Genomic DNA, 24,290 nt, shown 5'->3' on the forward strand with positions numbered 1-24,290 from the left:
GTCAGAGCGTGTGGGTGGTGCAGAGGGGATCACTGCGGGGAGGACCGGAGCGGTCCGACGGGTGGGGCCGCGCAGGTCGGGCGGACGCGGTTCGTCCGGACGGCCTGCAGACCCGCGGTCCCGCGGGCGGGTGTCCGCGGGGAGGTCGTGTGCGGGGCAGCGCTGGCCCGGTTCCGACGTCGCCGGCCGGCCAGGATCACTGGTCGACCGACAAGGAGCGTACACAGCGCCGTCACCTGCGGGACATGTCGATCCGATGTCGCACATCTCTCTTCCGGCGACGCCGGACCGGCCTGCGGACGGCGTCTCAGCCCGGTGTCGGACCCCGGGTCTCGTCCCCACCGGCCCGCGCGGCCGTGGAGCCGGTGCCGGCTCCCGGCGGCGGGACCTCCCCCGCCGGGTCGTCGGTGCCCGCACCGGACTGGTCGGCCGGGGGGCTGCCGTCGTCGGCCGCCCGGGCGTCCCTGCCGCGGGTGATCACCTCGCGCGGGCGACCGCGCTGCCAGACCAGGTAGGCCACCGCGAGCAGCCCGACGATGATCGAGGTGAAGACGTTGAGTCGCAGCCCGAGGAACTCCTCCGCGGTGTCGATCCGGAGCATCTCGATCCACAGCCGGCCGGCGCAGTAGGCCGCCACGTACAGGGCGAAGGCCCGGCCGTGGGAGAGCCGGAACCGGCGGTCGGCCCAGATCACCAGCGCCGCGACGCCGAGGTTCCACAGCAGCTCGTAGAGGAACGTCGGGTGGAAGGTGCCCAGCACCAGCGGCTCACCCTCGGGGCCGGTGAGCGCGCGACCGGCCGAGGCGTCCCAGCGGTGGATGGTCAGCGCCCACGGCAGGTCGGTGGCCCGCCCGTAGAGCTCGTTGTTGAACCAGTTGCCCAGCCGGCCCACCGCCTGGGCGACGACGATGCCGGGGGCGATCGCATCGGCGTAGGCCGGCAGCGGGATGTTCCGCCGGCGGCAGGCGATCCAGGCGCCGACGCCACCGAGGGCGATGGCCCCCCAGATGCCCAGGCCGCCCTCCCAGATGGCCAGCGCGCGCAGTGGGTCGCCGTCCTCGCCGAAGTAGGGCTGCGGCGTGGTGATCACGTGGTAGATCCGGCCGCCGATGATGCCGAACGGCACCGCCCAGACCGAGATGTCCAGCACGTCCCCGGGGGCGCCACCGCGGGCGACCCAGCGCCGCTCGGAGATCAGGACGGCCAGCACGATGCCGGCGATGATCGCCAGCGCGTACGCACGCAGCGGGAACGGCCCGACCTCCCAGACGGCCTGGGTCGGGCTGGGGATGGCGGCGAGCACGCTCACGAGACCACCGCCGGTCGTCGTCGCACGCCCTCGGCCAGCTCGGCGGAGAGCGCCCGGACGCCGTCGGGACCGTGCCCCTCGAGCAGCTGGCGGACGTAGGCCGACCCGACGATGACGCCGTCGGCGAAGCCGGCGACCTCCGCGGCCTGGTCGGCGTCGGAGACACCGAGGCCCACGCACACCGGCAGCTCGGCGACCTCGCGGGTGCGGGCCACCAGCCGCTCGGCGGCGTCGCCCACGGTGGCCCGGGTGCCGGTGACGCCCATGGTGGAGGCGGCGTAGACGAACCCGCGGGAGGCCGCGGCGGTGGCGGCCAGCCGGGCGTCGGTCGACGACGGCGCGACCAGGAACACCCGGTCGCCCCCGGTGCGGTCGGTGGCGGCGATCCAGGCGCCGGCCTCGTCCGGGATGAGGTCGGGGGTGATCGCCCCCGCTCCCCCGGCAGCGGCCAGGTCGTCGGCGAACCGGTCGACGCCGTAGCGCTCGATCGGGTTCCAGTAGCTCATCACGACCGGCACGGCGCCGGCGTCGGCCACGGCCCGCACGGCGCGCAGCACGTCGACCATCCCGACGCCGGCCCGGACGGCGACGTCCACGGCCTGCTGGATGACCGGCCCGTCCATGCCCGGGTCGGAGTAGGGCACGCCGATCTCGACGATGTCGGCGCCGCCCTCGACCGCGGCCACCATCGCCTCGATCGAGCGCTCGACGTCGGGGTAGCCGACCGGCAGGTACGCGATCAGCGCGGCGCGCGACTCCGCGCGGGCGGCGGTGATCCGGGTGGCGAGCTGGCTCATGCCTGCTCCCCCGCTCGGTGGCCGCCCGGCGTCTCTGCTGCGGCCGTGACGTCGGGCTCGACGTCGACGCCGACCTGGCCCGGATGACCAGCCTGGTCGTTGCTGACCGCGCCCTCGGTGGCGTGCTGGTCGGTGTCCATCCCGGGGCCGGGGTCGACCGCCTCGCGGTCGCCGAGCCCGAACCACGTCGAGGCGGTCTCCACGTCCTTGTCCCCGCGGCCGGAGAGGTTCACCAGCAGCACCGCGTCCGGACCGAGTTCGCGGCCGACCTGCATCGCCCCGGCCAGGGCGTGCGCGGACTCGATCGCGGGGATGATGCCCTCGGTCCGGCACAGCAGCGCGAAGGCCTCCATCGCCTGCGCGTCGGTCACCGGCCGGTACTCCGCCCGCCCGATGTCGTGCAGGTAGGAGTGCTCCGGCCCGACCCCGGGGTAGTCCAGGCCCGCGGAGATCGAGTGCGACTCGATGGTCTGGCCGTTGGCGTCCTGCAGCAGGTAGCTGCGGGCGCCGTGCAGCACGCCGGGGTCACCCCCGGTGATCGAGGAGGCGTGCCGGCCGGTCTCCACGCCGTCGCCCCCGGCCTCCAGGCCGACCAGGCGCACGTCCGCGTCGGGCACGAACGCGGTGAAGATGCCGATCGCGTTGGAGCCGCCGCCGACGCAGGCGAGCACCACGTCGGGCAGCCGGCCCAGCCGGTCGAGCAGCTGCCCGCGCGCCTCGTCGCCGATGACCCGCTGGAAGTCGCGGACCATCGCCGGGAAGGGGTGCGGGCCGGCGACGGTGCCGAAGACGTAGTTGGTGGTCTCCACGTTGGTGACCCAGTCGCGGAACGCCTCGTTGATGGCGTCCTTGAGGGTGCGCGAGCCGGTGGTGACCGGGACGACCTCGGCGCCGAGCAGCCGCATCCGGGCGACGTTCAGCGCCTGGCGCCGGGTGTCCTCCTCGCCCATGTAGATGGTGCACGACAGCCCCATCAGCGCCGCGGCGGTCGCGGTGGCCACGCCGTGCTGGCCGGCGCCGGTCTCGGCGATGACCCGGCTCTTGCCGATCCGCTTGGTCAGCAGCGCCTGGCCCAGCACGTTGTTGATCTTGTGCGAGCCGGTGTGGTTGAGGTCCTCGCGCTTGAGCAGCACCGTGGCGCCGCCGCAGTGCTCGGCGAACCTCGGGACGGCGGTGATCGGGCTGGGCCGGCCGGTGTAGTCGCGCTGCAGCTCGGCGAACTCGGTGAGGAAGGCGGGGTCGACCCGCATCGCCTCGTAGGCCTCGGTGAGCTCGTCGAGGGCGGCGATCAGCGCCTCGGGGACGAACCGGCCGCCGTAGGGACCGAAGTGTCCCGTGGCGTCCGGCCACTCCGGGCGCGCCCCAGCGTCTCGGGAACCGGCGTCGAGGACGTCAGGGGCCGGAGGGTGCGCGGAGAGGGTCACGTCCCCAGCTTGACACGGTGTGCCCGCCGACCGGGCAGGGGCTCCCGTGTCGGTTCAGCGGGAGGTGCGCGGGGTGGCCGGGTGCGAGCCGGCGGTGACCAGGTCGGCGACGGCCTGCCGCGGGTCGCCGGCGGTGACCAGGCCCTCGCCGACGAGCACCGCGTCGGCGCCGGCCCCGGCGTAGCTGATCAGGTCGTGCGGCCCGCGGACGCCGGACTCGGCGATCTTGACCACCTCGCTGGGCAGCCCGGGGGCGATCCGCTCGAAGGTGGAGCGGTCGACCGACAGCGTGGTCAGGTCGCGGGCGTTCACCCCGATCACCGAGGCGCCGGCGGCGAGCGCCCGGTCGGCCTCGGCCTCGCTGTGCACCTCGACCAGCGCCGTCATGCCCAGCGACTCGATCCGCTCCAGCAGACCGGTCAGCACCGGCTGCTCCAGCGCGGCGACGATCAGCAGCACCAGGTCGGCGCCGTGGGCCCGGGCCTCGTGCACCTGGTAGCTGCTGACCACGAAGTCCTTGTTCAGCACCGGGACGTCGACGGCGGCGCGGACCGCGGCCAGGTCGGCGTGCGAGCCGCCGAACTTCCGCCCCTCGGTGAGCACGCTGATCACCCGGGCGCCGCCGGCGGCGTACTGGGCGGCGAGGGCGGCGGGGTCGCTGATCTCGGCGAGCGGGCCCTTGGACGGGCTCTTCCGCTTGACCTCCGCGATCACCCCGACCCCGGGGGCGCGCAGTGCCGCGAGGGCGTCCAGCGCCGGCCGGGCGTCGCGGGCGGCGGCCTGCACCTCCGGGAGCGGCAACGCGGCCTGCCGGGCGGCGACGTCCTCACGGACGCCCGCCACGATCTCGTCGAGGACGCTCATCACCCCTCCTCGGAACCCCACATCATGTGTCACCGGAACGACTCCCACCACTCGGAGTCGGTGAGATCACTGTAGAGGCGGCGCCGTGCCGCTCCGGTCGGGGGCCGGGCGCGCGCTTCCCGACCGGAGGGTTCACACTGTCGGGTCCTCGCCCCGGTCCAGCGCCTTCCAGGCCGCCTGGTGGCGGTCCTCGTCGGTGGCCGGCCGGGCCGGCCTCGCGGGCGACGGGCGCGCGGCCGGGGCGGCGGCCGTCCGCTCGTACCGGCGGCCCATCCCCGGCCAGGTGCGGCCGCGCAGCACCACCAGCGTCCCGACGAGCACGGCCAGCACGCCCGCGGCCAGGGTGAGCGCCGGCCAGCCGGCGACCACCTCGCTGCTGACCTGGGCCGAGCCGAGCCCGACCGAGGCACCGACGTCGCCGGCGTCCACGCCGAACCGCCCGGTCAGCCCCTGGACCCCGGACCAGCCGAGCACCCCACCGGCGCCGGCCACCAGCACCCCGACGACCCAGCGCCCCGCCCCGCGGACGGCGATCAGCGCCAGCGCGGCGGCGAGCAGCAGCAGCCCGCAGGCGGCGACCAGCGGCACCACCTCACCGCCGGTGAGCACCTCGGTCGTCGGCGGCAGCGGGGGCTCGCGGACGACCGTGACGTCGGCCCACGGCTGCCCGGCGGCCGAGAGCGCCAGGCCGCCGGCCAGCGCGCTGCCCAGCACCGCCAGCGTGAGTTCCCGCCGCGCCCCGGTCCCCGGGCCCACGGTGCTGCTCACGGGAGCTCCCGGAGCCCCTCCGCCGTCGCGATCGCCGACAGCACCGCCCGCGCCTTGTGCCGGGTCTCGGCCTCCTCGGTGGCGGGGTCGCTGTCGGCGACGATCCCGGCGCCGGCCTGCACGTAGGCGCGGCCGTCGTGCAGCACCGCGGTGCGGATGGCGATCGCCATGTCCATGTCGCCGCTGGCGTCGACGTAGCCGACGGTGCCCGCGTAGAGCGCCCGCCGGGTCGGCTCGAGGGACTCGATGACCTCCATCGCCCGCGGCTTGGGCGCCCCGGAGACCGTGCCGGCGGGGAAGGTCGCGTCGAAGACGTCCAGCGCGTCGCAGCCCGGCGTCACCTGCCCGGCGACGGTCGAGACCAGGTGCATGACGTGGCTGTAGCGCTCCACCCGCATGAAGTCCGCGACCTCCACCGAGCCCGGCACGCAGACCCGGCCCAGGTCGTTGCGGGCCAGGTCGACCAGCATGACGTGCTCGGCGCGCTCCTTGGGGTCGGCGAGCAGTTCCTCCGTGAGCCGCACGTCGTCCTCCGGCGTCGCGCCGCGGGGGCGGGTGCCGGCCGGCGGGTGCACGACGGCCCGCTCCCCCGTCACCGTCACCAGCGCCTCCGGCGAGGAGCCGACGACGTCGAACGGCGACTCCCGGCCGGCGAAGCGCAGCAGGTACATGTACGGCGAGGGGTTGCTGGCCCGCAGCACCCGGTAGAGGTCGAGCGCGTCGACGTCGGTGGCCAGCTCGAAGCGCTGGGCGAGCACGGTCTGGAAGACGTCGCCGGCGCGGACGTGCTCGCGCACCCGTTCGACCCCGGCCTCGTACACCCCCGGCGCCATGTTGCTGCTGACCGGCGGTGCGTCCGCGGTGGTGAGCGTCGCGACCGAGGGCGGCACCGCCGAGGTCAGGTCCGCGGCCATCGCGTCGAGCCGGGCGACGGCGTCGTCGTGGGCGTCCGCCCCGGCGGCCAGCGCGTTGGCGATGAGCAGCACGGTGCCGTCGGTGTGGTCGAGCACGGCGAGGTCGGTGATCAGCATCATCGCCAGCTCGGGCATGCCGAGGTCGTCGGTGCTGGTCTCCGGCAGCCGCTCCAGCCGGCGCACGACGTCGTAGCCGAGGTAGCCGACCAGGCCGCCGGTGAGCGGCGGCAGCCCCGGGGTGCGCGGCGAGCGCAGCCGCCGCGCCAGCGTGCGGACGGCGGCCAGCGGGTCGGCGGGCAGGTCGTCGGTGAGCCCGGGCAGCGGGTCGCCCACCCACACCGTGGCGCCGTCGCGCTCGGTCAGCGTGCCGGCGCTGCGCACCCCGACGAAGCTGTACCGCGACCACTGCTTGCCCTGCTCGGCGGACTCCAGCAGCACGGTGCCGGGCCGGTTGCGGGCGAGCTTGCGGTACACGCCCACGGCGGTCTCGCTGTCGGCCAGCAGGCGACGGGTGACCGGGACCACGACCCCGGCCGCGCCCACCCGCGCCGCGAACTCCTCCCGCGACGGCGTCGTCTCACCGAGCCGCATGCTGCACCTCCAGCTCCCGGTGGAAGCAGCTGCGCTCGCCGGTGTGGCAGGCCGGGCCCTCCTGGTCGACGAGCACCAGCAGCGCGTCGCCGTCGCAGTCCAGCCGGACGTCGCGCACCCACTGCCGGTGACCCGACGTCTCCCCCTTGACCCAGTACTCCTGCCGGCTGCGCGACCAGTAGGTGGCCCGGCCGGTGGTCAGCGTGCGGCGGAGCGCCTCGTCGTCCATCCAGGCGACCATGAGCACCTCGGCGGTGTCGTGCTGCTGGACGACGGCGGCGACCAGGCCGGCGGGGTCGCGGCGGAGCAGGCCGGCGACCGCCGGGTCGAGCCGGGGATCGGAGGGGGCGGGCATGCCGTTGATCGTCCCACCCGGCCGCGACCGCCCGGTCAGCCCCTGCGCATCAACGTCCGCGACCCATGGCCGCCGTCCGGGACCAGGCCACCGCGTCGGGCAGGACGGTGAGGCCGGCGGCGGCGACGCCGAGCGCCCCGTAGACCACCGGCAGCACGATCACGGCCTCCCCGATCGGCGCGGTGGTGCCGTTCAGCACCACCACCCAGTAGACCGAGAGGCAGACCTGCCCGGCTGCCGCCGCCCACAGCCACTCCCGGCGGCCGCCGGACAGCGCCGTCAGCCCGCCGACCACGAACAGCGCGACGACCAGCAGCTGCACCAGGGCGATCCAGGGGCCGATGCCGGCCGAGGGCCCGCGGGTGACCGCCAGCAGCGCGCTGAACGCCATCGCGTAAACGGTGCCGACGAGGGTCAGCAACGCCGATCCGAAGGCCAGCCCCGCCGCCCCGACGACGACGCCGGGCCGGCGGCGGCCGCGGGCGAAGGGCGGCGCGTAGCCGCCCCAGCCGGCGTACTGCTGCGGACCGGGGTACGGCTGCGCTCCCGGGTAGGGCTGCTGGCCGGGGTGCGGGGGCGGACCCCACTGCGGCTGCGGCGGCCCCCACTGCGGCGGCGGGCCCCACTGCTGGTGCGCCGCCGGCGGCGGCCCCCACGGCTGCTGGTCCCACGGCTGCCCGCTGGGCGGCGGCCCGCCGTGGGGCGACTGCCCGGGCGGGGGGACGGCGTCCCAGTCCGGCGCGCTCACAGGCCGGCCGCCAGCGCCCGCCCGGCGACCCGGCCGGAGTACAGGCAGCCGCCCAGGAAGGTGCCCTCCAGCGAGCGGTAGCCGTGCATCCCGCCGCCACCGAAGCCGGCGACCTCCCCGGCGGCGTAGAGGCCGGGGAACGGCTCGCCGTCGCTGCGGAGCACCCGACCGGAGAGGTCGGTCTCCAGGCCGCCGAGGGTCTTGCGCGTGAGCAGGTTGAGCCGCACGGCGATCAGCGGGCCGGCGTCGGGGTCGAGCAGCCGGTGCGGGGAGGCGACCCGGATCAGCTTGTCACCGAGGAACGTGCGGGCCTGGCGGATGGCGGTGATCTGGGCGTCCTTGGTGAACCGGTTGGTGATCTCCCGGTCGCGGGCGACGACCTCCCGCTCGACGGTCGCCAGGTCGACGTGCGGGGTGTCCCCGGTGAGCTGGTTCATCCCCGCGACCAGCTGCGGCAGCGTGGGGGCGACGACGAAGTCCTCGCCGCGGTCCAGGAACGCCTGCACCGGCGCCGCGGCGCCGCTGCGCACCCGGGTGAGCAGGAGCTTGAGGTCCTTGTCGGTGAGGTCGGGGTTCTGCTCGGAGCCGGAGAGGGTGAACTCCTTCTCCACGATCTTCTGGGTGAGCAGGAACCAGGTGTGCTCGTGGCCGGTCGTGCCGATGTGCGCGAGCGTGCCCAGGGTGTCGAAGCCCGGGAACAGCGGGACCGGCAGCCGGGTGCCGGTGGCGTCCAGCCACAGCGAGGAGGGGCCGGGCAGGATCCGGATGCCGTGCCGCTCCCAGACGGGTGAGTGGTTGGCGATGCCCTCGGTGTAGTGCCACATCCGGTCGGGGTTGATGACGTTGCCGCCGGCGGCCTCGGTGATCTGCAGCATCCGGCCGTCGACGTGCGCGGGGACGCCGGAGAGCAGCCGCTTCGGCGGCGTGCCCAGCCGGGCCGGCCAGTTGCGCCGGACCAGCTCGTGGTTGGCGCCGATGCCGCCGGAGGTGACGACGACGGCCGCTGCGGCGAGCTCGAAGTCGCCCACCTCGACCCGTGAGCTGGCCACCCCGCGGGCGACGTCGCTGGGCTCGAGCACCGCGCCGCGGACCCCGGTCACCGCGCCGTCGGTGACGACCAGCCCGTCGACCCGGTGCCGGTACCGGACGTCGACCAGCCCGCGGGCGGCGGCGTCGGCGACCCGCCGCGCGAAGGGGGCGACCACCCCGGGGCCGGTGCCCCAGGTGATGTGGAAGCGGGGCACCGAGTTGCCGTGCCCGGTGGCGGTGTAGCCGCCGCGCTCGGCCCAGCCGACCACCGGGAAGAACCGCACGCCCTGGGCGCGCAGCCAGGCCCGCTTCTCCCCGGCGGCGAACTGCAGGTAGGCCTCGGCCCACTGCCGGGGCCAGTGGTCCTCGGCGCGGTCGAAGCCGGCGGTGCCGAACCAGTCCTGGCGGGCGAGCTCCAGGGAGTCCTGCACCCGCAACCGGCGCTGCTCGGGGGTGTCGACCAGGAACAGCCCACCGAAGGACCAGTGCGCCTGCCCGCCCAGCGAGGCCTCGGGTTCCTGGTCCAGCAGCAGCACCCGCTTGCCGGCCTCGGCCAGCTCGGCGGTGGCGACCAGTCCGGCCAGCCCCGCCCCCACCACGATGACGTCGGCGTCGGTGCTCACCCCGGCGACGCTAGCGGGCGCGCGCCACCGAGGGCGGTCGACGACCCGCGCGGGCCCACTCCCGCACCGGTCGCTGCGCGGCGAGCACCGACCCGCCCAGCGGTGCGACGGCCAGCAGCAGCGGTGTCCAGACCGCCGGGCCGCCGCCGAGCGCCCCGAAGAAGACGGCGAGCAGCAGCAGTCCGACGAGCGGCAGCGCGCAGGCCAGCACGAGCACCAGCCACCCGGGCAACCGCCCCAGGCCGGTGCCGCGCCACACCAGCACCGAGCCGAGGACGGCGAGGACGGCCAGCGCCGCCGGCGCCAGCAGGTACCAGCCCCAGCCGGGGTCGGCGTCCCACAGCAGCCAGCCCAGGTAGCCGTCCTCGAGCGCGACGAGCAGGCCGAGCACCGCCGCGAACGGGGCGGCCTGCGGCCGGGACGGCGCCGCGGGCGCGACGGTGAAGCCGCGGCCGATGGGACGGCGCGGACGGTGCCGGGGAGCCTCCGTTCCGCGGCGGCGGGTGGAGGTGGACGGCATGCCGGCAGGGTATGACCGCCGGCCTGGAGTCGAGCTCCGGGTCAGCTGGGAGGAGCCTGGGCGGACCGGCCGGTCAGCGGTCACCCGCGGACGACCGGGCGCCACGCCGGCCGGCCACCCAGCCGCGGACACCGGGCAGCGCGGCCAGCAGCGCAGTCCCGGCCGGGAGCGCCCAGATCAGCAGCAGCAGGCCGTCGGAGTCCGCGATCAGCCCCTCCGTGACCAGCACCCGGCCGAGCACCGCGACGAGGGCCGCGGCAGGCAGGAACACCGCCAGCCAACTGCGGCCCAGCAGGAGCAGCAGCGCCCCGACGAGCAGCCACACCGAGAGCACCACGGGGACGGCGACGACCAGCCAGCCGCCACCGTCGAACCGGCCGTCGGAGAAGGCCAGGGCAAGCAGGGCGAAGGCGGCCGTGGCCAGCGCGCTGAGCACGGCCAGCGGCGCGGCGAGCACCGTCGGCAGGGGCGGGAGACGGCGGACGGGAGCGGACACGCGCGCAGGCTAGGGGTCCGCGCGCGCCGGCGGACCCGGGCGCGCCGTCAGCCGACCGGCTTCTCCCGCCGTCCGGAGCTGCGCCGCCAGGAGGCGTGCAACCGGGCGTAGGGGCCCGCGACGTCGACCAGCTGGGCGTGCGTGCCGCGCTGCACGACCCGGCCGGCGTCGACGACCAGCACCTCGTCGGCCCGCTCCGCGGTGGACAGCCGGTGGGCGATGGTCAGCGTCGTCCGCCCGTCGGTGAGCGCGTCCAGCGCCCGGGTCAGCCGCATCTCGGTGGCCGGGTCGACCGCGCTGGTCGCCTCGTCGAGCACCAGCAGGTCGGGGTCGGCGACGTAGGCGCGGGCGACGGCGACCAGCTGCCGCTCCCCCGCGCTCAGCGACTCCCCGCGCTGGCCGACCGGGCTGGCCACGCCGTCGGGCAGGCCGGCCACCCAGTCGCCGAGGCCGAGCTCGTCGAACGCGGCGCCGACCTCCGCCTCGGTCATGCCGGGGCGGCCGTAGCGGACGTTGTCCGCGACCGAGGCGTCGAAGAGGAAGCCGTCCTGGGGCACCATCACCACCCGCCGGCGCAGCGAGGCGAAGGCGACCTCGTCCAACGGCACGCCACCGACCAGGACCCGTCCCTCGGTCGGGTCCATCAGCCGGGTGACCAGCTTGGCGAAGGTGGTCTTGCCCGAGCCGGTCTCCCCGACGATCGCCACCCGGGTGCGGGCGGGGATGGTCAGGTCGACGTCGTCGAGGGCCTTGCGGGCGCCGGGGGCGTAGGCGAAGGAGACGTGGTCGAACCGCACGTCCAGCGACCCGGGGGGCAGCGCGCGGCCGTGGCCGGGGTCGGTGGCCGCGGGGTCGCGCACGTCGGGCTCGGTGTCGAGCACGTCGAGCACCCGGCGGAACCCGGCGACGGCGTTCTGCGCCTCGTTGAGCACCTCGCTGGCGGTCTGCACCGGCGCCACGAAGAGGGTGACCAGGAAGAGGAAGGCGACCAGGGTGCCGGCGCTGATGTCGCCGGCGATGCCCAGCAGCACGCCGACCACCACGACCGCGGCGTTGGCGATCGCGGCGACGAGCTCGCCGCTGACGTAGACCCCGGCGGTGACCTTCTGCGCGTCGACCGACGCGCGGTAGTGCCGGTCGATGGCGCGGTCGATGCGCGCCGCCGTCCGGGCGCGGATGCCGTAGGCGCGCACCGTCGGGGCGCCGACGACGGACTCCCCGACGGCGGCCAGCACGTCACCGACCCGCTCGCGCACCACGCCGTAGACCGCGGCCAGCCGCTGGGCGAACCACTTGACCGCGATCGCCAGCGGCACGAAGCAGGCGAGCACCAGCAGGGTGAGCTGCCAGGAGTAGACCGCCATCACCGCGGTGGCGACGACGAGCTGACCGATGCTGACCAGGCCTAGGACGCCGCCCCACTGCATGAACACCGACAGCTGGTCGACGTCGCTGGTGACCCGGGAGACCAGTGAGCCGCGTCGCTGCCCCTGCTGGTGCAGCACCGAGAGGTCGTGCACGTGCCGGAACGCCCGGACCCGCAGCCCGGCGAGCGCGGTCTCGGTGGTGCGGAACAGCCGGACGTTCATCCGGTAGACGGCGACGCCGGTGATGACCACGACGACGGCGGAGATCAGCACCAGCTCCCGGACCAGCGGGATGTCCGGGCCGCCGGGGGCGCCGAGCCCGCGGTCGAGCACCTGCTGGACGGCGATCGGCACGACCACCCGGCCGGCGGTGGCGATCAGCGCGAGCAGGAACGTGACCGGCAGGCCCTGGCGGAACTCGGGCATCATCCGCAGGCCGCGACGCAGCGTGGCGGTGGCGCTCTCCGGCCGGCGGTCGGCGGCCAGGACGACGTCACCGTCGCCGACGGTGTCCATGGTGCTCACGCTCGGTCCACCCTGCTCATGCCTGGGCCTCCACGGGCGCCCGGTCGGCCGATCCGGCGTTGAGCGGGCCGGCGTCGGGGAGCTGGTAGGCGCGCACCAGCCGGGCGTAGCCGGGCACCTGGGCGAGCAGTTCGGCGTGGGTGCCGCGGGCGACCAGGCGGCCGCGCTCCAGCCAGACGACCTCGTCGGCGAGGGCGATGGTGGCCTGGCGGTAGGCGACGACGACGACCGTGGCCGGGCGGTCGGCGGCGCGCAGGGCGTCGAGGATCCGGGCCTCCACGGAGGGGTCGACGGCGCTGGTGGCGTCGTCGAGGATGAGCAGCCGGGGCCGGCGGACGACGGCGCGGGCCAGGGCGAGGCGCTGGCGCTGGCCGCCGGAGAGGCTGGCCCCGCGCTCCCCGACCCGGGTGTCCAGGCCGTGCGGGAGCCGGGCGACGAAGTCGTCGGCGGCGGCGATCCGCAGCGCCTGGTGCACCTGCTCGTCGGTGAAGTCGCCGCCCAGGGTGATGTTGTCGCGCACCGTGTCGTCGAAGAGGAAGGTCGACTGGGCCACGAACGCGACCTGGTCGCTGACCTCGCCCTCACGGAGGGTGCGCAGGTCGACGTCGTCGAGCAGCACGTCCCCGCGCTGCGGGTCGACCAGGCGCACGAGCAGCCCGGCGAGGGTCGACTTGCCGGCGCCGGTGGGGCCGACGACGGCCAGGGTGCGGCCGGCGGGCACGTCGAAGGTGACGTCCTCCAGGGTGGGCCGGGCGGCATCCGCGTAGCCGAAGCCCACGCCGCGCAGGCCGACTGCGGCGCCGCGGTCGCCGCCGGGGGCTGCGTCCGGGCCGTGCGGGATCTCGCCGGTGGCCTCCAGCACCGGGGTGACCCGGTCCCAGCCGGCCAGCGCACGCGGCAGGTCGGCCAGCACCCAGCCGATCGCGCGGATCGGCAGCGCCAGCAGGGTGAACAGGTAGGCGATGGAGACCAGGTCACCGGCGCCGGTGACGCCGGCGGCGACGCGCTCGGCGCCGATCAGCAGCACGGCGAGGGTGCCCAGGTTGGGCAGCGTCTCCATGATCGGGTCGAACAGCCCGCGGACGCGGCCGACGGCGATCAGGCCGTCGCGCAGCTCGTCGGCGCGGGCGCCGAACCGGGCGGTCTCGTCGGTCTCCCGGCCGAGGGTCTTCACCACCAGGGCGGCGTCGAAGCTCTCGTGGGCGATCTCGCTGACCTCGGCGCGCAGCTGCTGGGCGCGGGCCATCCGCGGGCTCATCACCCGGCTGTAGACGGCGTTGAGCACGAAGACCAGCGGGAAGACGACGAAGCCGACGACGGCGAGCAGCGGGTCGGTGAGCACCAGCGCGGTGATGGTGATCGCGATCATGACCAGCGCGCCGCAGGCGAAGGGCAGCGGGGAGACGAAGAACCAGGCGGCCTCGACGTCGGAGTTGGCGTTGGACAGCAGTTGCCCGGTGGGGTGGCGCTGGTGCCAGGACAGCGGCAGGCGCAGGTACTGGCCGGTGACCCGGCGGCGGTACTCGGCCTGCAGCCGGTAGCTCATGATGCCGGCGAAGAGCCGGCGGCCGAGGATGCCGACGATCTTCAGCAGCGCGACGACGACGATGGCCAGCGCGGCCAGGCCGAGCGCGCCGGCGGTGGTGTCGCCCTCGTCGAAGGCGGGCAGCAGCACCCGCTCGGTGATCCCGCCGATGACGTAGGCGCTGGCGACGGTCATCCCGCCGTAGAGGCTGCTGCCCAGGAAGGCGAGGGCGAAGATGCCCGGCTGCCCGGCGATGGCGCGCCCGATGTGACGGACGCCGCGGCGGACCACGGCGTCTCTGCGGCGCGGCACGGTGCCTCCAGTCGATGGTGCGGGCGGTGTCCGCAGCCTACCCGGGTTGCTTAACCGGCCTAATCGATTTGCGGGCGGGGTCGTCTCGCTGCCGGCCCCGCCGGGCGCCGAGCTGGCATAGCCTCGACGTGTGCCCACCTCTGCCGTGCCCGTGTCCCGGTCGGAGCGAGCGGCGCTGGCGGACCTGCTCGAGCAGCTGGGTCCCGACCAGCCGACCCGGTGCGCCGGGTGGACCACCCGCGACCTCGCCGCGCATCTGGTGGTCCGCGACCGTCGCCCGGACTCGATGCCCGGGCTGGCGCTCGGCGGGCCGTTCGCGGGGTGGACCCAGCGGGTGCAGCAGCGGACCGGTGCCGCCCGAGACTGGCCAGAGCTGGTGGCCGCGCTGCGCGCGGGCCCCCCGGCGTGGCTGCCCGGGTCCTGGCCGGTGGTCGACCGGCTGCTGAACAGCACGGAGATGGTGATCCACCACGAGGACGTGCGGCGCGCCCAGCCGGACTGGTCACCGCGGGACCTGCCGGGCGACGTGCAGGACCAGCTGTGGAAGGCCGTCCCGTTCCTGGCCCGCGGCCGGGAGGCCGCCCGCCCCGACGGTGGGCTGATGGTGCGGCGCAGCGACGTCGCCGACGGCGCTCCGGGCAGCGAGCGGCGACTGCGCAAGGGCACGCCGACCACCACGGTGGTGGGCGCCCCGCTGGAGGTGCTCCTCTGGGTGAGTGGCCGCCAGGACGTCGCCTGCGTGGACCTGACCGTCGAGTGAGCCCCCCCCCGTCAGGTGAGCATCACCGCCGGGTGAGCGCCACCGCCGGGTGCCCCGGACGGGCCCGCCGGCTCGGGTGAGTCGGACGGCTCGGACGACCCGGACGGCTTGGGTGAGTCGGACCGCTCTCGGGCGACTCGGGCGGGGCCAGCTGCCTCGGGCGGGGCCAGCTGCCTCGGACAGGTCGCTCGGCTGCCGCCCCAGTCCTCGATCGCCCGTTCCTGATCGCCGTCCCAGCCGGACCCGCGCTCAGAACGGTGGCGGGTCATCGGGCGGGGCATCCGGTGGTCGTGGATCGGCGGGCGGTGGGTCCGCCGCCGGGGAGCTCTCCGGCGGCGGGTGGTCGAGCCAGTCGTCCGCGCCGAACCGGATCGGGTGGGTGGTGACCACCTGGCCCGAGGGCGTCGTCCACTCCAGCCCACCGCCGGGCAGCCCGCGCATGTGCCACCCGGGCGCCTGGTGGCTCAGCCGGTGGTGGTGCCGGCACAGGCTGCAGAGGTTGTCGTGGGACGTCGGGCCGAGCGGCCACGGAACCGTGTGGTCGAGGTCGCAGCGGATCGGCCGGGCCCGGCAGCCCGGGAACCGGCAGCGTCGGTCGCGTAGCCGGACGAACCGGTCGAGCTCGGCACCCGGCGAGTAGCCGGGCGACTCCGGTGGCGGGCCGAGCGCCCCGCCGGCGCGCAGCGCGAAGGCGTCGGTGAGCGCGACCAGCTGTCCGCTGAGCTCGTCGACCAGCGTGATGTGCGGCCGGTGCGCCAGCGCGGTGCCGCGCACCGCGCGGGTGGTGAGCAGGTCGGCCAGCGCGGCTCGGCGGCCATCCGCCCGAGCGGTATCGGCAACGTCGTCGCCGCCGGGGCAGTCGTCACCGGCACTGTGGTCGCCAGCGTCCACCGACGCCCCGGCCGCCTCTGGTTCTGCCGGCCCCTCTGCGCCCACTTCGGGGGCATCCGCCTCCAGGCGGGGCATCAGCCCGAGTGCGATCGCGAGCTCGCGGACCATCTCAGCGGGCACCAGGTCGCCGTCGACCTCACCCGGCTCGCTGCCGCCCAGCAGGGTCTCGACCGCGGCGACCAGGGTGATCTGCGCCTGCACCGGCGCCAGCCCGTGCTCTCCGGGCCGCAGCACGAGGTCGACCAGGCAGTCGACCATGCGCTGCTGCCGGGTGCGCTCGTCCCCCTCGACGGCTGCGGCATCCGCGTACCGGCCCAGCGCGTCCTGCACCGCTCGGGCCACCGGCGCGGGGAGCGTGGCGCCCAGGGTGGCCATCCCGTCGTCACCGGCGTGGACGGTGACCCGCCGGTCGCGGACCGCCTCGGTGACCCGCCGGGCCACCGCGGAAGCGTCCAGCTTCTGCACCATCCGGCGGGCGGCGGCCCGCAGCTGCGTCCGGGTCCGGCCGTCGACCTTCGCGAGCAGTCGCTCCTCGGCCGCCGCACGCACGTCGTCCGGCAACGGCGCGATCAGGTCGGTCATCACCTGGGCGTGCGCCCAGGTGATCCGGCCGTCCGACAGCGCATCGAGCGTCGCCGGGAGCCGGTCGACCAGGAGCAGCGAGTCGACCAGCAGGCAGGTTGCCGCATCCGTGGTGAGCCCGAGCCCGACCATCACCTCGTCGACGGCCCACTCGCTGACCGATGCGAGCGCCGAGTGCCTGGCTGCCCGCGTCTGCGCCGCCGCCGCGCCGATCTCCGTGTCGGGCCGATCGAGTGACGACGGGCGGGTCCGCGCGAACGCGGCGAGCGCCCGCGCCTGCTCGGCAGCCGCGCGGGCCTGCTGCCGCTGGGCACCCCGCGCGGCGTCGAGATGGGCATGCCCGGCGGTGACCAACCGGTCGAGCCGCTCGGCGTTCCCCTCCAGCGGACAGCCGGTCGCTGCCTCGGCGGGCTCGGCTTCGACGGGCTCGGGTTCGGCGTGCTCGGGTTCGGCGGGCTCGGGTTCGGCGGGCTCGGGTTCGACGGCCAGCGGGCGCCGGCGCGTGCCGTGCCGTTCGCCGTCCACCTCGAAGACGACGTCGTCGAACAGCCGGCGCAGCTCGGCTTCGACGAGCGAGTCGTCCCGCTCCTCGAAGAGCCGGAGCAGCTGTTCGAACATGTGTTCGATGATACCGGCGGTGCGCCCGGTCCACGAGCGGTCGGAGTGCGCCTGTGGAGAACTCCCGCTCAGCCCAGCGGGTGGTCGGTCTCCTGGCGGATCGGCACGCCGGCGGCGGCCAGCCCGGCCTTCACGTCGCCGACCCGCAGCTGCCCGAAGTGGAAGACGCTGGCCGCGAGCACCGCGTCGGCGCCGGCCTCGACCGCGGGCGGGAAGTGGTCGACCGCCCCCGCTCCCCCGCTGGCGATCAGCGGCACGCTCACCTCGCGGCGCACCGCGCGGATCAGGTCGGTATCGAACCCGGCGCGCGTGCCGTCGGCGTCCATCGAGTTCAGCAGCACCTCGCCGACCCCGAGCTGCGCGGCCTGCACGACCCACTCCACGGCGTCCCGGCCGGTGCCCCGGCGCCCGCCGTGCGTGGTGATCTCGAAGCCCGAGTCGGTCACCGCGCCGTCGCGCACCCGACGGGCGTCCAGCGACAGCACCAGCACCTGGTTGCCGAACCGGTCGGCGATCTCGGCGATCAGCTCCGGCCGCGCGACAGCGGCGGTGTTCACCGCGACCTTGTCCGCCCCGGCGCGCAGCAGCTTGTCGACGTCGCCGACGCTGCGCACGCCCCCGCCGACGGTGAGCGGGATGAAGACGCTCTCCGCGGTCCGCCGGACCACGTCGTAGGTGGTCTCCCGGTCACCGGAGCTGGCCGTGATGTCGAGGAAGGTGAGCTCGTCGGCGCCCTCGGCGTCGTAGACCCGGGCCATCTCGACCGGGTCACCGGCGTCGACGAGGTCGACGAAGTTGACCCCCTTGACGACCCGCCCGGCGTCGACGTCCAGGCACGGGATCACCCGCACCGCGAGGCTCATGCCGCACCCCGCACCGCTGCACCCCGAACGGCATCGGCCTCGATCTCCACCAGCATCGCCGGGTCGATCAGCGCGGCGACCTGCACCATCGCGGTGGCCGGCCGGACGTCGCGGAAGAACTCCCCGTGCACCCGCCCGACCTCCTCCCAGCGGCTGATGTCGGTGACGTACATCCGGGTGCGGACGACGTCGCCGAGCGCGAACCCGGCCTCGCCGAGTGCCCGCTGGATGCCGGTGAGGGCCACCCGCGTCTGACCGGCGGCGTCCCCGGGGTGGGCCACGGCGCCCTCGACCGTGGCCGTGGTCCCGCTCACCCAGGCGGTCTCGCCGTGCACGACGACCCGGCTGTAGCCGACGACGTCCTCCCACGGCGCACCGGAGCCGATCCGCCGTGCACCCATCCGCGCGTCGCTCACTCGGCGGTCACCGCGAGCGCCTCGGGCAACGTGAACGCCCCCGCGTACAGCGCCTTGCCGACGATCGCGCCCTCGACGCCGATCTCGGTCAGCCCGGCCAGGGCGCGGATGTCGGCCAGCGAGCTGACGCCACCGGAGGCGATCACCGGGCGCGGGGTGGCCGCGCACACCTCGCGCAGCAGGTCGAGGTTGGGGCCGCGCAACGTGCCGTCCTTGGTGATGTCGGTGACGACGTAGCGGGCACAGCCCTCCTCGTCGAGCCGGGCGAGGGTCTCGTAGAGCTCGCCGCCCTCCTTGGTCCAGCCGCGGGCGGCCAGCCGGGTGCCGCGGACGTCGAGGCCCACGGCGATCCGGTCGCCGTGCTCGGCGATGGCCCGGGCGCACCACTCCGGTGACTCCAGCGCCGCGGTGCCCAGGTTGACCCGCCGGCAGCCGGTGGCCAGCGCGGCGGCCAGCGACTCGTCGTCCCGGATGCCGCCGGAGAGCTCCACGTCGACGTCCAGCTGACCGACCACCCGGGCCAGCAGCTCGCGGTTGGAGCCGCGCCCGAAGGCGGCGTCCAGGTCGACCAGGTGCACCCACTCGGCACCGTCGCGCTGCCAGGCCAGCGCGGCCTCGAGGGGGTCGCCGTAGGAGGTCTCGCTCCCGGCCTCCCCCTGGACCAGACGGACGGCGAGGCCGTCGGCGACGTCGACGGCGGGGAGCAGCTCCAGCTTCGGCACGGGCCCAGCCTAGGGAACGCCGCCGACGGTCCTGTCGGACCACTGCGGCAGGGTGACGTGCATGGAGTCCCGGGGAGGTGTTTCCGGTGGAGTTCGCTGACGTCGTCCGCCGGCGGCGCATGGTGCGCGACTACGACCCCGACCGGCCGGTGCCGCCCGACGTGCGCGACCGGCTGCTCGAGCACGCGATCCGTGCCCCGTCGGCCGGGTTCAGCCAGGGCTGGGCCTTCCTGGTGCTGGAGTCCGCCGAGGAGCGCGACCGCTTCTGGGCCGCCACCACCGACGGGGGGACCCCCGACGGCTGGCTCACCCGGATGCGCCGGGCCCCGCTGCTGGTGGTGCCGTTCTCGTCCAAGGAGGCCTACCTCGACCGCTACGCCGAGCCGGACAAGGGCTGGACCGACCGGGACGAGGCCCGTTGGCCGGTGCCCTACTGGCACGTCGACACCGGGATGGCCTCGCTGCTGATGCTGCTCACCGCGGTCGACGAGGGCCTGGGCGCCTGCTTCTTCGGGGTGCCGCCCGAGCGGGTCACCGCCCTGCGCGCGGCGTTCGGGGTGCCCGACACCCACACCCCGGTCGGCTGCCTGTCCATCGGCTGGCCGGGCGGGGAGGACAAGCGGTCACCGTCGCTGAAGCGCGGCCGGCGTGGACTCGACGAGGTGGTGCACCGCGGGCAGTGGTGACTGGTTGACTCGCCGCGTGACCGAGACCGAGCAGCCCACGACCTCCCGCGCGGTCCTGGTGACCGGTGCCTCCCGCGGCATCGGCCGCGCCATCGCGCTGGCCTTCGCCGCGCAGGGCGACCGGGTGGCGGTGCACGCCAACACCTCGCGCGAGCAGGCCGAGGCGGTCCGCGCCGAGCTGCCCGGCGACGGGCACACCGTGGTCACCGCCGACGTCGCCGACGCCGAGGCGATCGGCCGCGCCGTCGACGAGGCCGCCGTGGCGCTCGGCGGGCTGCACGTGCTGGTGAACAACGCGGCGGTCTTCGCCGCCCACCCGCCGCTGGAGGTCGACTACGCGCAGTGGCAGCAGGCCTGGGAGCGCACCCTGGCGGTCAACCTGCTCGGTCCGGCCAACGCCACCTTCCGCGCGCTGCCGCACCTGATCGCCGCCGGCGGCGGCGCCGTGGTCAACGTCTCCAGCCGGGGCGCCTTCCGCGGCGAGCCGAACACCCCCGCGTACGGCGCGTCGAAGGCCGGACTGAACGCCTTCGGCCAGTCGATGGCACTCGCCCTGGCGCCGCACGGCATCTCGGTGGGCACCGTCGCGCCCGGCTTCGTGCAGACCGAGATGGCCCGCGAGGTGCTCGACGGCCCGGGCGGGGACGCCGTGCGTGCCCAGTCGCCCTACGGCCGGGTGGCCCGCCCGGAGGAGGTCGCCTCCGCGGTCCTCTGGCTGGCCTCTCCGGGGGCGCGGTTCTCCACCGGCACGATCATCGACGTCAACGGCGCCAGCTACCTGCGCAGCTGAGCGTCACAGCTGCTCGGAGGTCGACACCACCAGCAGGTCCGAGGTGTGCGTGCCGGCGATGCCGACGTCGTCCGGTCGGCCGGCGAAACCGGGCACCTCGGCCAGCCCGTCGGTGCCGTCCAGCGCGCGGACCGTCACCGGACCGTCGCCGGTCACCCGGAAGGTGGCGGTGACCCCGTCGGCGGGTGGCGCGTGCACCGTCACGGTCAGCCGCTGCTCCCCCAGCACGCCCTCCGGGAAGCGCCGCCCGAGCACCCCGCCGCCGGTCACCTCCGCGCCGGAGACGTCGAGCACCAGCAGCCGCGCGTCGCGCTGGGAGGTCACCTGCACGGACACCTCCCGCCCGCCGGCCGCCGGCGTGCTGGTGGCCGTCAGGTCGGGTGCGGGCAGACCGGCGGCGTCGGCGGGACCGGTGGCGACGTCGCCGGAGAACACCGGGAAGACCTCGGTCAGCTCGTCCGGGTCGGCGTCCGGCCCGGCGACGTACCCCGCCGTCCAGGGCACCGGGTCGTCCTCGGTGCTGATCCACCAGGCGTCCCCGGAGTCGGCGTCCAGGGCGTACATCAGCTGGGTCGGCGCCGGGTGCGCGGCGTCGAACCGGTCGACCACCAACCCGGTGACCAGCAGGGCCACGGCCAGCACCACGGCCACCCCGGGCACCAGTGCAGCGCTGCGCCGGCGGGCCGGACCCACGGGGAACAGCAGCTCGAACACCGGCAGCAGCACGAGGACGAGCAGCACGGTGAACACCGCCGGTGCCGCACCGGTGGCCAGGCCCAGCGCCGGGAAGAACAGCGCGATCGTCGGGGCGAGCACCAGCACGGCGACCGCACCGGCCACCACGGCCGCCACCGGCCGCACCCAGCCCGGCCGGGCCAGCACCGCGACGACGCCGACCAGCGCCCCCGCGAGCGCCGGGACGGCGGCCAGGTAGGAGCCACCGGGGGCCACCACCGCCAGCACCACGCCCAGCACGGCCAACCAGCCGAGCCCGCCGGTGGCCAGCGCGCCGGCGCCCACCCGCCGGCGCAGCAGCGCGTACCAGGCCAGGACGACGGCGAGCACGAGCACCACCACGGCCAGCCGGTACCAGCCCGGCCGCCACGGGTCGGACATCCCGCCGTACCCGGGGCGCAGCGCCACCAGCAGCGCCCACACCCCCTGAGCGGCCAGCGGCGCGGCGACCACCGGGATCGCGGCGAGCGCGAACCCGGCGACGGTGCGCCGCAGCGGCGTGCCGGCGCGCTGCCGCAGCACGACGGCGAGCGCGCCGACCGCGCCGACGGCGAGGAGCGCGACCGGCCACACCGTCCAGCCGGGCACCCGCAGCAGCCCGCCCAGCACCGGGAAGTAGGTCGCGTCCCCCGCCGCCGGCCGCGCCAGCTCCCCCAGCTCGGCCTCCCCCAGCTCGCGGGTCAGCGCCAGGGTGTTGTCACCCATCGCCTGCAGGCTGCCGCGGTTCATCCGGGACGGCGTGTCCTGCGGCGTGTGGTAGACCGCCGACCCGTCGATGTAGGCGGTGTTCAGCCCGGTGAAGCGGCCGCTGTCCAGGAACGGGCTGAAGTCGGTGTCGTTGGGCAGCAGCCGGTAGACCTCCACGGCGAAGCTGGTCGCCACCGGGTGCGGCACGGCGTCGGCGAACACCCCGGCCAGCGCGGCGTTGCCCGTGGCCGTCTCGAACATCACCGGCGGGCCGCCGGTGCCCCGCGCCTCCAGGTTCAGCACCACCCCACCGTCCTCGGCCAGCGGGTGGTCCCGGACGAAGGCCTCGGCGCCGCAGAGGCAGGCCTCCTCGGCGTCGGTCAACACGACCACGACGTCGTTGCGCAGCCGGGGCCCGACGGTGAGCGCCCGGACCGTCTCCAGCACGGTGGAGACCCCGGCCGCATCGTCGTTGCCGCCCGGCCCGTTCTCGACCGAGTCGTAGTGGGCGACCAGGAACAGCCGGCCGGTGGGGTCGGTACCGGGCAGGACGCCGACCACGTTGCGCACCCGGGCGACCTCGAGCTCTCCCGGGCCGCCGGGGTTCGCCCCCACCGCGTCCTGCACCCGGGGGTCGAGCCCCAGGTCGGTGAGGGTGTCCACCAGGTGGTCGCGCACCCGGTCGTTCGCCGGGCTGCCGGTCACGTGGGTCTCGGCGGCGACCGTCTCGACGTGCTCGAACGCCCGCGCCGCGCTGAACTCACCGGCGGGCGCGTCCGCCGGCGCGGGGTCCGGTGGTTGCAGGACCGCGATGCTCAGCGCGGCCAGGGCACCGAGCAGCAGCAGGACGACCAGGCCGAGCAGGCGGGCGGACCGCACGGGACACCTCCGGCAGACGTGGGCCGGATCACCCTAGGGGTGAGCCGGCCAGCGCCTCCCACAGCGCCTCAGTCGAGGCTGGCGAGCCAGTTGGTCAGCAGCTGGGCGCCGGCGTCGCCGCTCTTCTCCGGGTGGAACTGGGTGGCCGAGAGCGGGCCGTTCTCCACCCCGGCGACGAACCGGTCGCCGTGCTCGGCCCAGGTGACCGCCGGCGGGGTGAGCCGCCCGGTGACCCCGGCCTCGGCGAGCGGGAACTCGCGGACGCCGTAGGAGTGCACGAAGTAGAAGCGCTGGTCCTCGAGGCCGGCGAAGAGCGTGGAGCCCTCCGGCGCCTGGACGGTGTTCCAGCCCATGTGCGGCAGCACCGGGGCCTGCAGCGGCTCGACCACACCGGGCCACTCGCCGCAGCCGTCGGCGTCCTGACCGTGCTCGACGCCGCGCTCGAAGAGGATCTGCATGCCGACGCAGATGCCGAGCACCGGCCGGCCGCCGGCCAGCCGCCGGCCGATCACCTTGGGGCCGTCGACGGCACGCAGCCCGTCCATGCACGCGGCGAACGCACCGACGCCGGGGACGACGAGCCCGTCGGCGTCCAGCGCCGCCTGCGGGTCGGCGGTCACCGTGACGTCGGCACCGACGCGGGACAGCGCCCGCTCCGCCGAGCGGAGGTTGCCCGACCCGTAGTCGAGCACGACGACGTTCTTCACAGCAGCCACGCTACCCACCAGCCCTCCGGCCCCCGCCGGCATTCCAGGGGAGCACTGTGAGCTGCGGCCACTCCGACGCCCAGCGCGCGGCCTTGGTCTCGTAGACGTGCGGGGGCGCGAGCCGCGGATTGGGCCGGACCACCATCCCGAACAGGTCGTCCCACCCGGACGGCGCGTGGACCCGCAGCCCACCGTCCCGCCCGACGGTGACACCGACCATGCAGCAGACCGCCGCGAAGGCGTCGATCGCGTCCGTGCAGCTCCGGAACGGCGCCGGTGCCGGCCCCCCGAACTTGTCGGCGTACCAGAGGTGCACCCGCGCCTCGTTGCGGATCTCCACCGGCACCGGCAGGTCGGCGAAGAGCTCGGCACCGCGCCGGATGACCGCATCCTCGCCCGCCCACGAGGTGTCCGGGTCGAAGCAGAACAGGTCGGCGTCCCGGACCGGCCCTCGTGCAGGGCCCCGGCCCGAGCGGGCGAGGGCTGGGGGGCACGAGGGTCCTTCGTCACTCCCCCAGCCCCAGCCTGGGAGCGCGATCGAGCACCGTCGCCACGGTCGGGTTGGCCGGCACCAGCTCCAGGAAGCGGGCCTCGCCGTCAGGCAACGGCTCAGACCAGGCGGAGGACGCCGGCCGCCGTCGCCAGCACGGCGGCGAGCAGCAGCAGCCCGGCGAACCCCATCTGCACGCCGGTCCGCCCGTCGGTGTCGGAGTCGGCCTTGAAGATGCTGTAGGCGCCGCCGAGCAGGAAGCCGCCGACGATCATCAGCACGATCCCGAAGTTCATC

The 24,290-nt window shown here is 75.5% G+C and carries 24 protein-coding genes; 3 read left to right on the forward strand and 21 right to left on the reverse strand.

The window, feature by feature from the left end; translation table 11 throughout:
• Window positions 1–307: 307 nt before the first annotated feature.
• The 13 genes from lgt to ACI79U_RS03385 form a co-directional block, all read right to left on the reverse strand.
• Window positions 308–1,309: a prolipoprotein diacylglyceryl transferase gene (lgt, locus tag ACI79U_RS03325; RefSeq protein WP_457064807.1), complete on the reverse strand. Its 1,002-nt coding sequence runs from the start codon at window positions 1,307–1,309 to the stop codon at window positions 308–310.
• Complete coding sequence (trpA, locus tag ACI79U_RS03330; protein ID WP_457064805.1) at window positions 1,306–2,106, reverse strand: tryptophan synthase subunit alpha; 801 nt, start codon at window positions 2,104–2,106, stop codon at window positions 1,306–1,308. Before trpA ends, lgt begins: the two co-directional genes overlap by 4 nt.
• Window positions 2,103–3,530 carry a tryptophan synthase subunit beta gene (trpB, locus tag ACI79U_RS03335; protein ID WP_457064803.1) on the reverse strand — a complete coding sequence of 476 codons (1,428 nt, stop codon included), beginning with the start codon at window positions 3,528–3,530 and terminating at the stop codon, window positions 2,103–2,105. Before trpB ends, trpA begins: the two co-directional genes overlap by 4 nt.
• 54 nt (window positions 3,531–3,584) lie before the next feature.
• Complete coding sequence (gene trpC, locus ACI79U_RS03340) at window positions 3,585–4,394, reverse strand: indole-3-glycerol phosphate synthase TrpC (RefSeq protein ID WP_457064801.1); 810 nt, start codon at window positions 4,392–4,394, stop codon at window positions 3,585–3,587.
• A 132-nt stretch (window positions 4,395–4,526) separates the two neighbouring features.
• Window positions 4,527–5,162, reverse strand: coding sequence for a TIGR02234 family membrane protein (locus ACI79U_RS03345; RefSeq protein ID WP_457064799.1), 636 nt, complete (start codon window positions 5,160–5,162; stop codon window positions 4,527–4,529).
• Window positions 5,159–6,667 carry an anthranilate synthase component I gene (locus ACI79U_RS03350; protein ID WP_457064797.1) on the reverse strand — a complete coding sequence of 503 codons (1,509 nt, stop codon included), beginning with the start codon at window positions 6,665–6,667 and terminating at the stop codon, window positions 5,159–5,161. Before ACI79U_RS03350 ends, ACI79U_RS03345 begins: the two co-directional genes overlap by 4 nt.
• A complete protein-coding gene (hisI, locus tag ACI79U_RS03355; RefSeq protein WP_457064795.1) occupies window positions 6,654–7,022 on the reverse strand; it encodes a phosphoribosyl-AMP cyclohydrolase in 369 nt (122 codons plus the stop codon). The genes ACI79U_RS03350 and hisI overlap by 14 nt, the downstream gene beginning before the upstream one ends.
• Window positions 7,023–7,071: 49 nt before the next feature.
• Window positions 7,072–7,770: a hypothetical protein gene (locus ACI79U_RS03360; protein ID WP_457064793.1), complete on the reverse strand. Its 699-nt coding sequence runs from the start codon at window positions 7,768–7,770 to the stop codon at window positions 7,072–7,074.
• Entirely contained in the window at window positions 7,767–9,422 is a 1,656-nt protein-coding gene (locus ACI79U_RS03365; RefSeq protein ID WP_457064791.1) for an FAD-binding dehydrogenase, read from the reverse strand. Before ACI79U_RS03365 ends, ACI79U_RS03360 begins: the two co-directional genes overlap by 4 nt.
• 10 nt (window positions 9,423–9,432) lie before the next feature.
• Window positions 9,433–9,942, reverse strand: coding sequence for a hypothetical protein (locus ACI79U_RS03370; protein ID WP_457064789.1), 510 nt, complete (start codon window positions 9,940–9,942; stop codon window positions 9,433–9,435).
• A gap of 73 nt (window positions 9,943–10,015) precedes the next feature.
• The gene (locus ACI79U_RS03375; RefSeq protein ID WP_457064787.1) at window positions 10,016–10,438 is read right to left on the reverse strand and encodes a hypothetical protein; all 423 of its coding nucleotides are present in this window, start codon (window positions 10,436–10,438) and stop codon (window positions 10,016–10,018) included.
• 47 nt (window positions 10,439–10,485) lie between these two features.
• Window positions 10,486–12,321, reverse strand: coding sequence for an ABC transporter ATP-binding protein (locus ACI79U_RS03380; RefSeq protein WP_457065097.1), 1,836 nt, complete (start codon window positions 12,319–12,321; stop codon window positions 10,486–10,488).
• 25 nt (window positions 12,322–12,346) lie between these two features.
• Window positions 12,347–14,167, reverse strand: coding sequence for an ABC transporter ATP-binding protein (locus tag ACI79U_RS03385; RefSeq protein ID WP_457064785.1), 1,821 nt, complete (start codon window positions 14,165–14,167; stop codon window positions 12,347–12,349).
• A gap of 130 nt (window positions 14,168–14,297) precedes the next feature.
• Between ACI79U_RS03385 and ACI79U_RS03390 the strand changes: the two genes are divergently transcribed.
• Entirely contained in the window at window positions 14,298–14,927 is a 630-nt protein-coding gene (locus ACI79U_RS03390) for a TIGR03085 family metal-binding protein (protein ID WP_457064783.1), read from the forward strand.
• A gap of 249 nt (window positions 14,928–15,176) precedes the next feature.
• On the opposite strand, the gene ACI79U_RS03395 is transcribed toward ACI79U_RS03390, so the two are convergent.
• From ACI79U_RS03395 to priA, 4 genes are all read right to left on the reverse strand, one after another.
• On the reverse strand, window positions 15,177–17,018 hold the full coding sequence (locus tag ACI79U_RS03395; protein ID WP_457064781.1) for a DUF222 domain-containing protein: 1,842 nt from the start codon (window positions 17,016–17,018) through the stop codon (window positions 15,177–15,179).
• A 68-nt stretch (window positions 17,019–17,086) separates the two neighbouring features.
• Window positions 17,087–17,881: an imidazole glycerol phosphate synthase subunit HisF gene (hisF, locus tag ACI79U_RS03400; RefSeq protein ID WP_457064779.1), complete on the reverse strand. Its 795-nt coding sequence runs from the start codon at window positions 17,879–17,881 to the stop codon at window positions 17,087–17,089.
• Window positions 17,878–18,297, reverse strand: coding sequence for a RidA family protein (locus ACI79U_RS03405; protein ID WP_457064777.1), 420 nt, complete (start codon window positions 18,295–18,297; stop codon window positions 17,878–17,880). Before ACI79U_RS03405 ends, hisF begins: the two co-directional genes overlap by 4 nt.
• Window positions 18,294–19,019, reverse strand: coding sequence for a bifunctional 1-(5-phosphoribosyl)-5-((5-phosphoribosylamino)methylideneamino)imidazole-4-carboxamide isomerase/phosphoribosylanthranilate isomerase PriA (priA, locus tag ACI79U_RS03410; protein ID WP_457064775.1), 726 nt, complete (start codon window positions 19,017–19,019; stop codon window positions 18,294–18,296). The genes ACI79U_RS03405 and priA overlap by 4 nt, the downstream gene beginning before the upstream one ends.
• Window positions 19,020–19,105: 86 nt before the next feature.
• On the opposite strand from priA, the gene ACI79U_RS03415 reads away from it, so the two are divergent.
• Both ACI79U_RS03415 and ACI79U_RS03420 read left to right on the forward strand, forming a co-directional pair.
• Window positions 19,106–19,705: a nitroreductase family protein gene (locus ACI79U_RS03415; RefSeq protein WP_457064773.1), complete on the forward strand. Its 600-nt coding sequence runs from the start codon at window positions 19,106–19,108 to the stop codon at window positions 19,703–19,705.
• 16 nt (window positions 19,706–19,721) lie between these two features.
• Window positions 19,722–20,495 (forward strand): SDR family NAD(P)-dependent oxidoreductase, encoded by a 774-nt coding sequence (locus ACI79U_RS03420; RefSeq protein WP_457064771.1) that lies wholly within the window; start codon window positions 19,722–19,724, stop codon window positions 20,493–20,495.
• A gap of 3 nt (window positions 20,496–20,498) precedes the next feature.
• On the opposite strand, the gene ACI79U_RS03425 is transcribed toward ACI79U_RS03420, so the two are convergent.
• The 4 genes from ACI79U_RS03425 to ACI79U_RS03440 form a co-directional block, all read right to left on the reverse strand.
• Window positions 20,499–22,796 carry a M28 family peptidase gene (locus ACI79U_RS03425; protein ID WP_457064769.1) on the reverse strand — a complete coding sequence of 766 codons (2,298 nt, stop codon included), beginning with the start codon at window positions 22,794–22,796 and terminating at the stop codon, window positions 20,499–20,501.
• Window positions 22,797–22,864: 68 nt separating this feature from the next.
• Window positions 22,865–23,503 (reverse strand): imidazole glycerol phosphate synthase subunit HisH, encoded by a 639-nt coding sequence (hisH, locus tag ACI79U_RS03430; protein ID WP_457064767.1) that lies wholly within the window; start codon window positions 23,501–23,503, stop codon window positions 22,865–22,867.
• A 10-nt stretch (window positions 23,504–23,513) separates the two neighbouring features.
• Window positions 23,514–24,041, reverse strand: coding sequence for a nucleotidyltransferase family protein (locus ACI79U_RS03435; protein ID WP_457065096.1), 528 nt, complete (start codon window positions 24,039–24,041; stop codon window positions 23,514–23,516).
• Between the two features lie 71 nt (window positions 24,042–24,112).
• Window positions 24,113–24,289, reverse strand: a complete 177-nt coding sequence (locus tag ACI79U_RS03440; RefSeq protein ID WP_457064765.1) for a hypothetical protein — start codon at window positions 24,287–24,289, stop codon at window positions 24,113–24,115.
• Window position 24,290 lies beyond the last annotated feature (1 nt).

This window comes from Modestobacter sp. SYSU DS0904 (assembly GCF_054051115.1).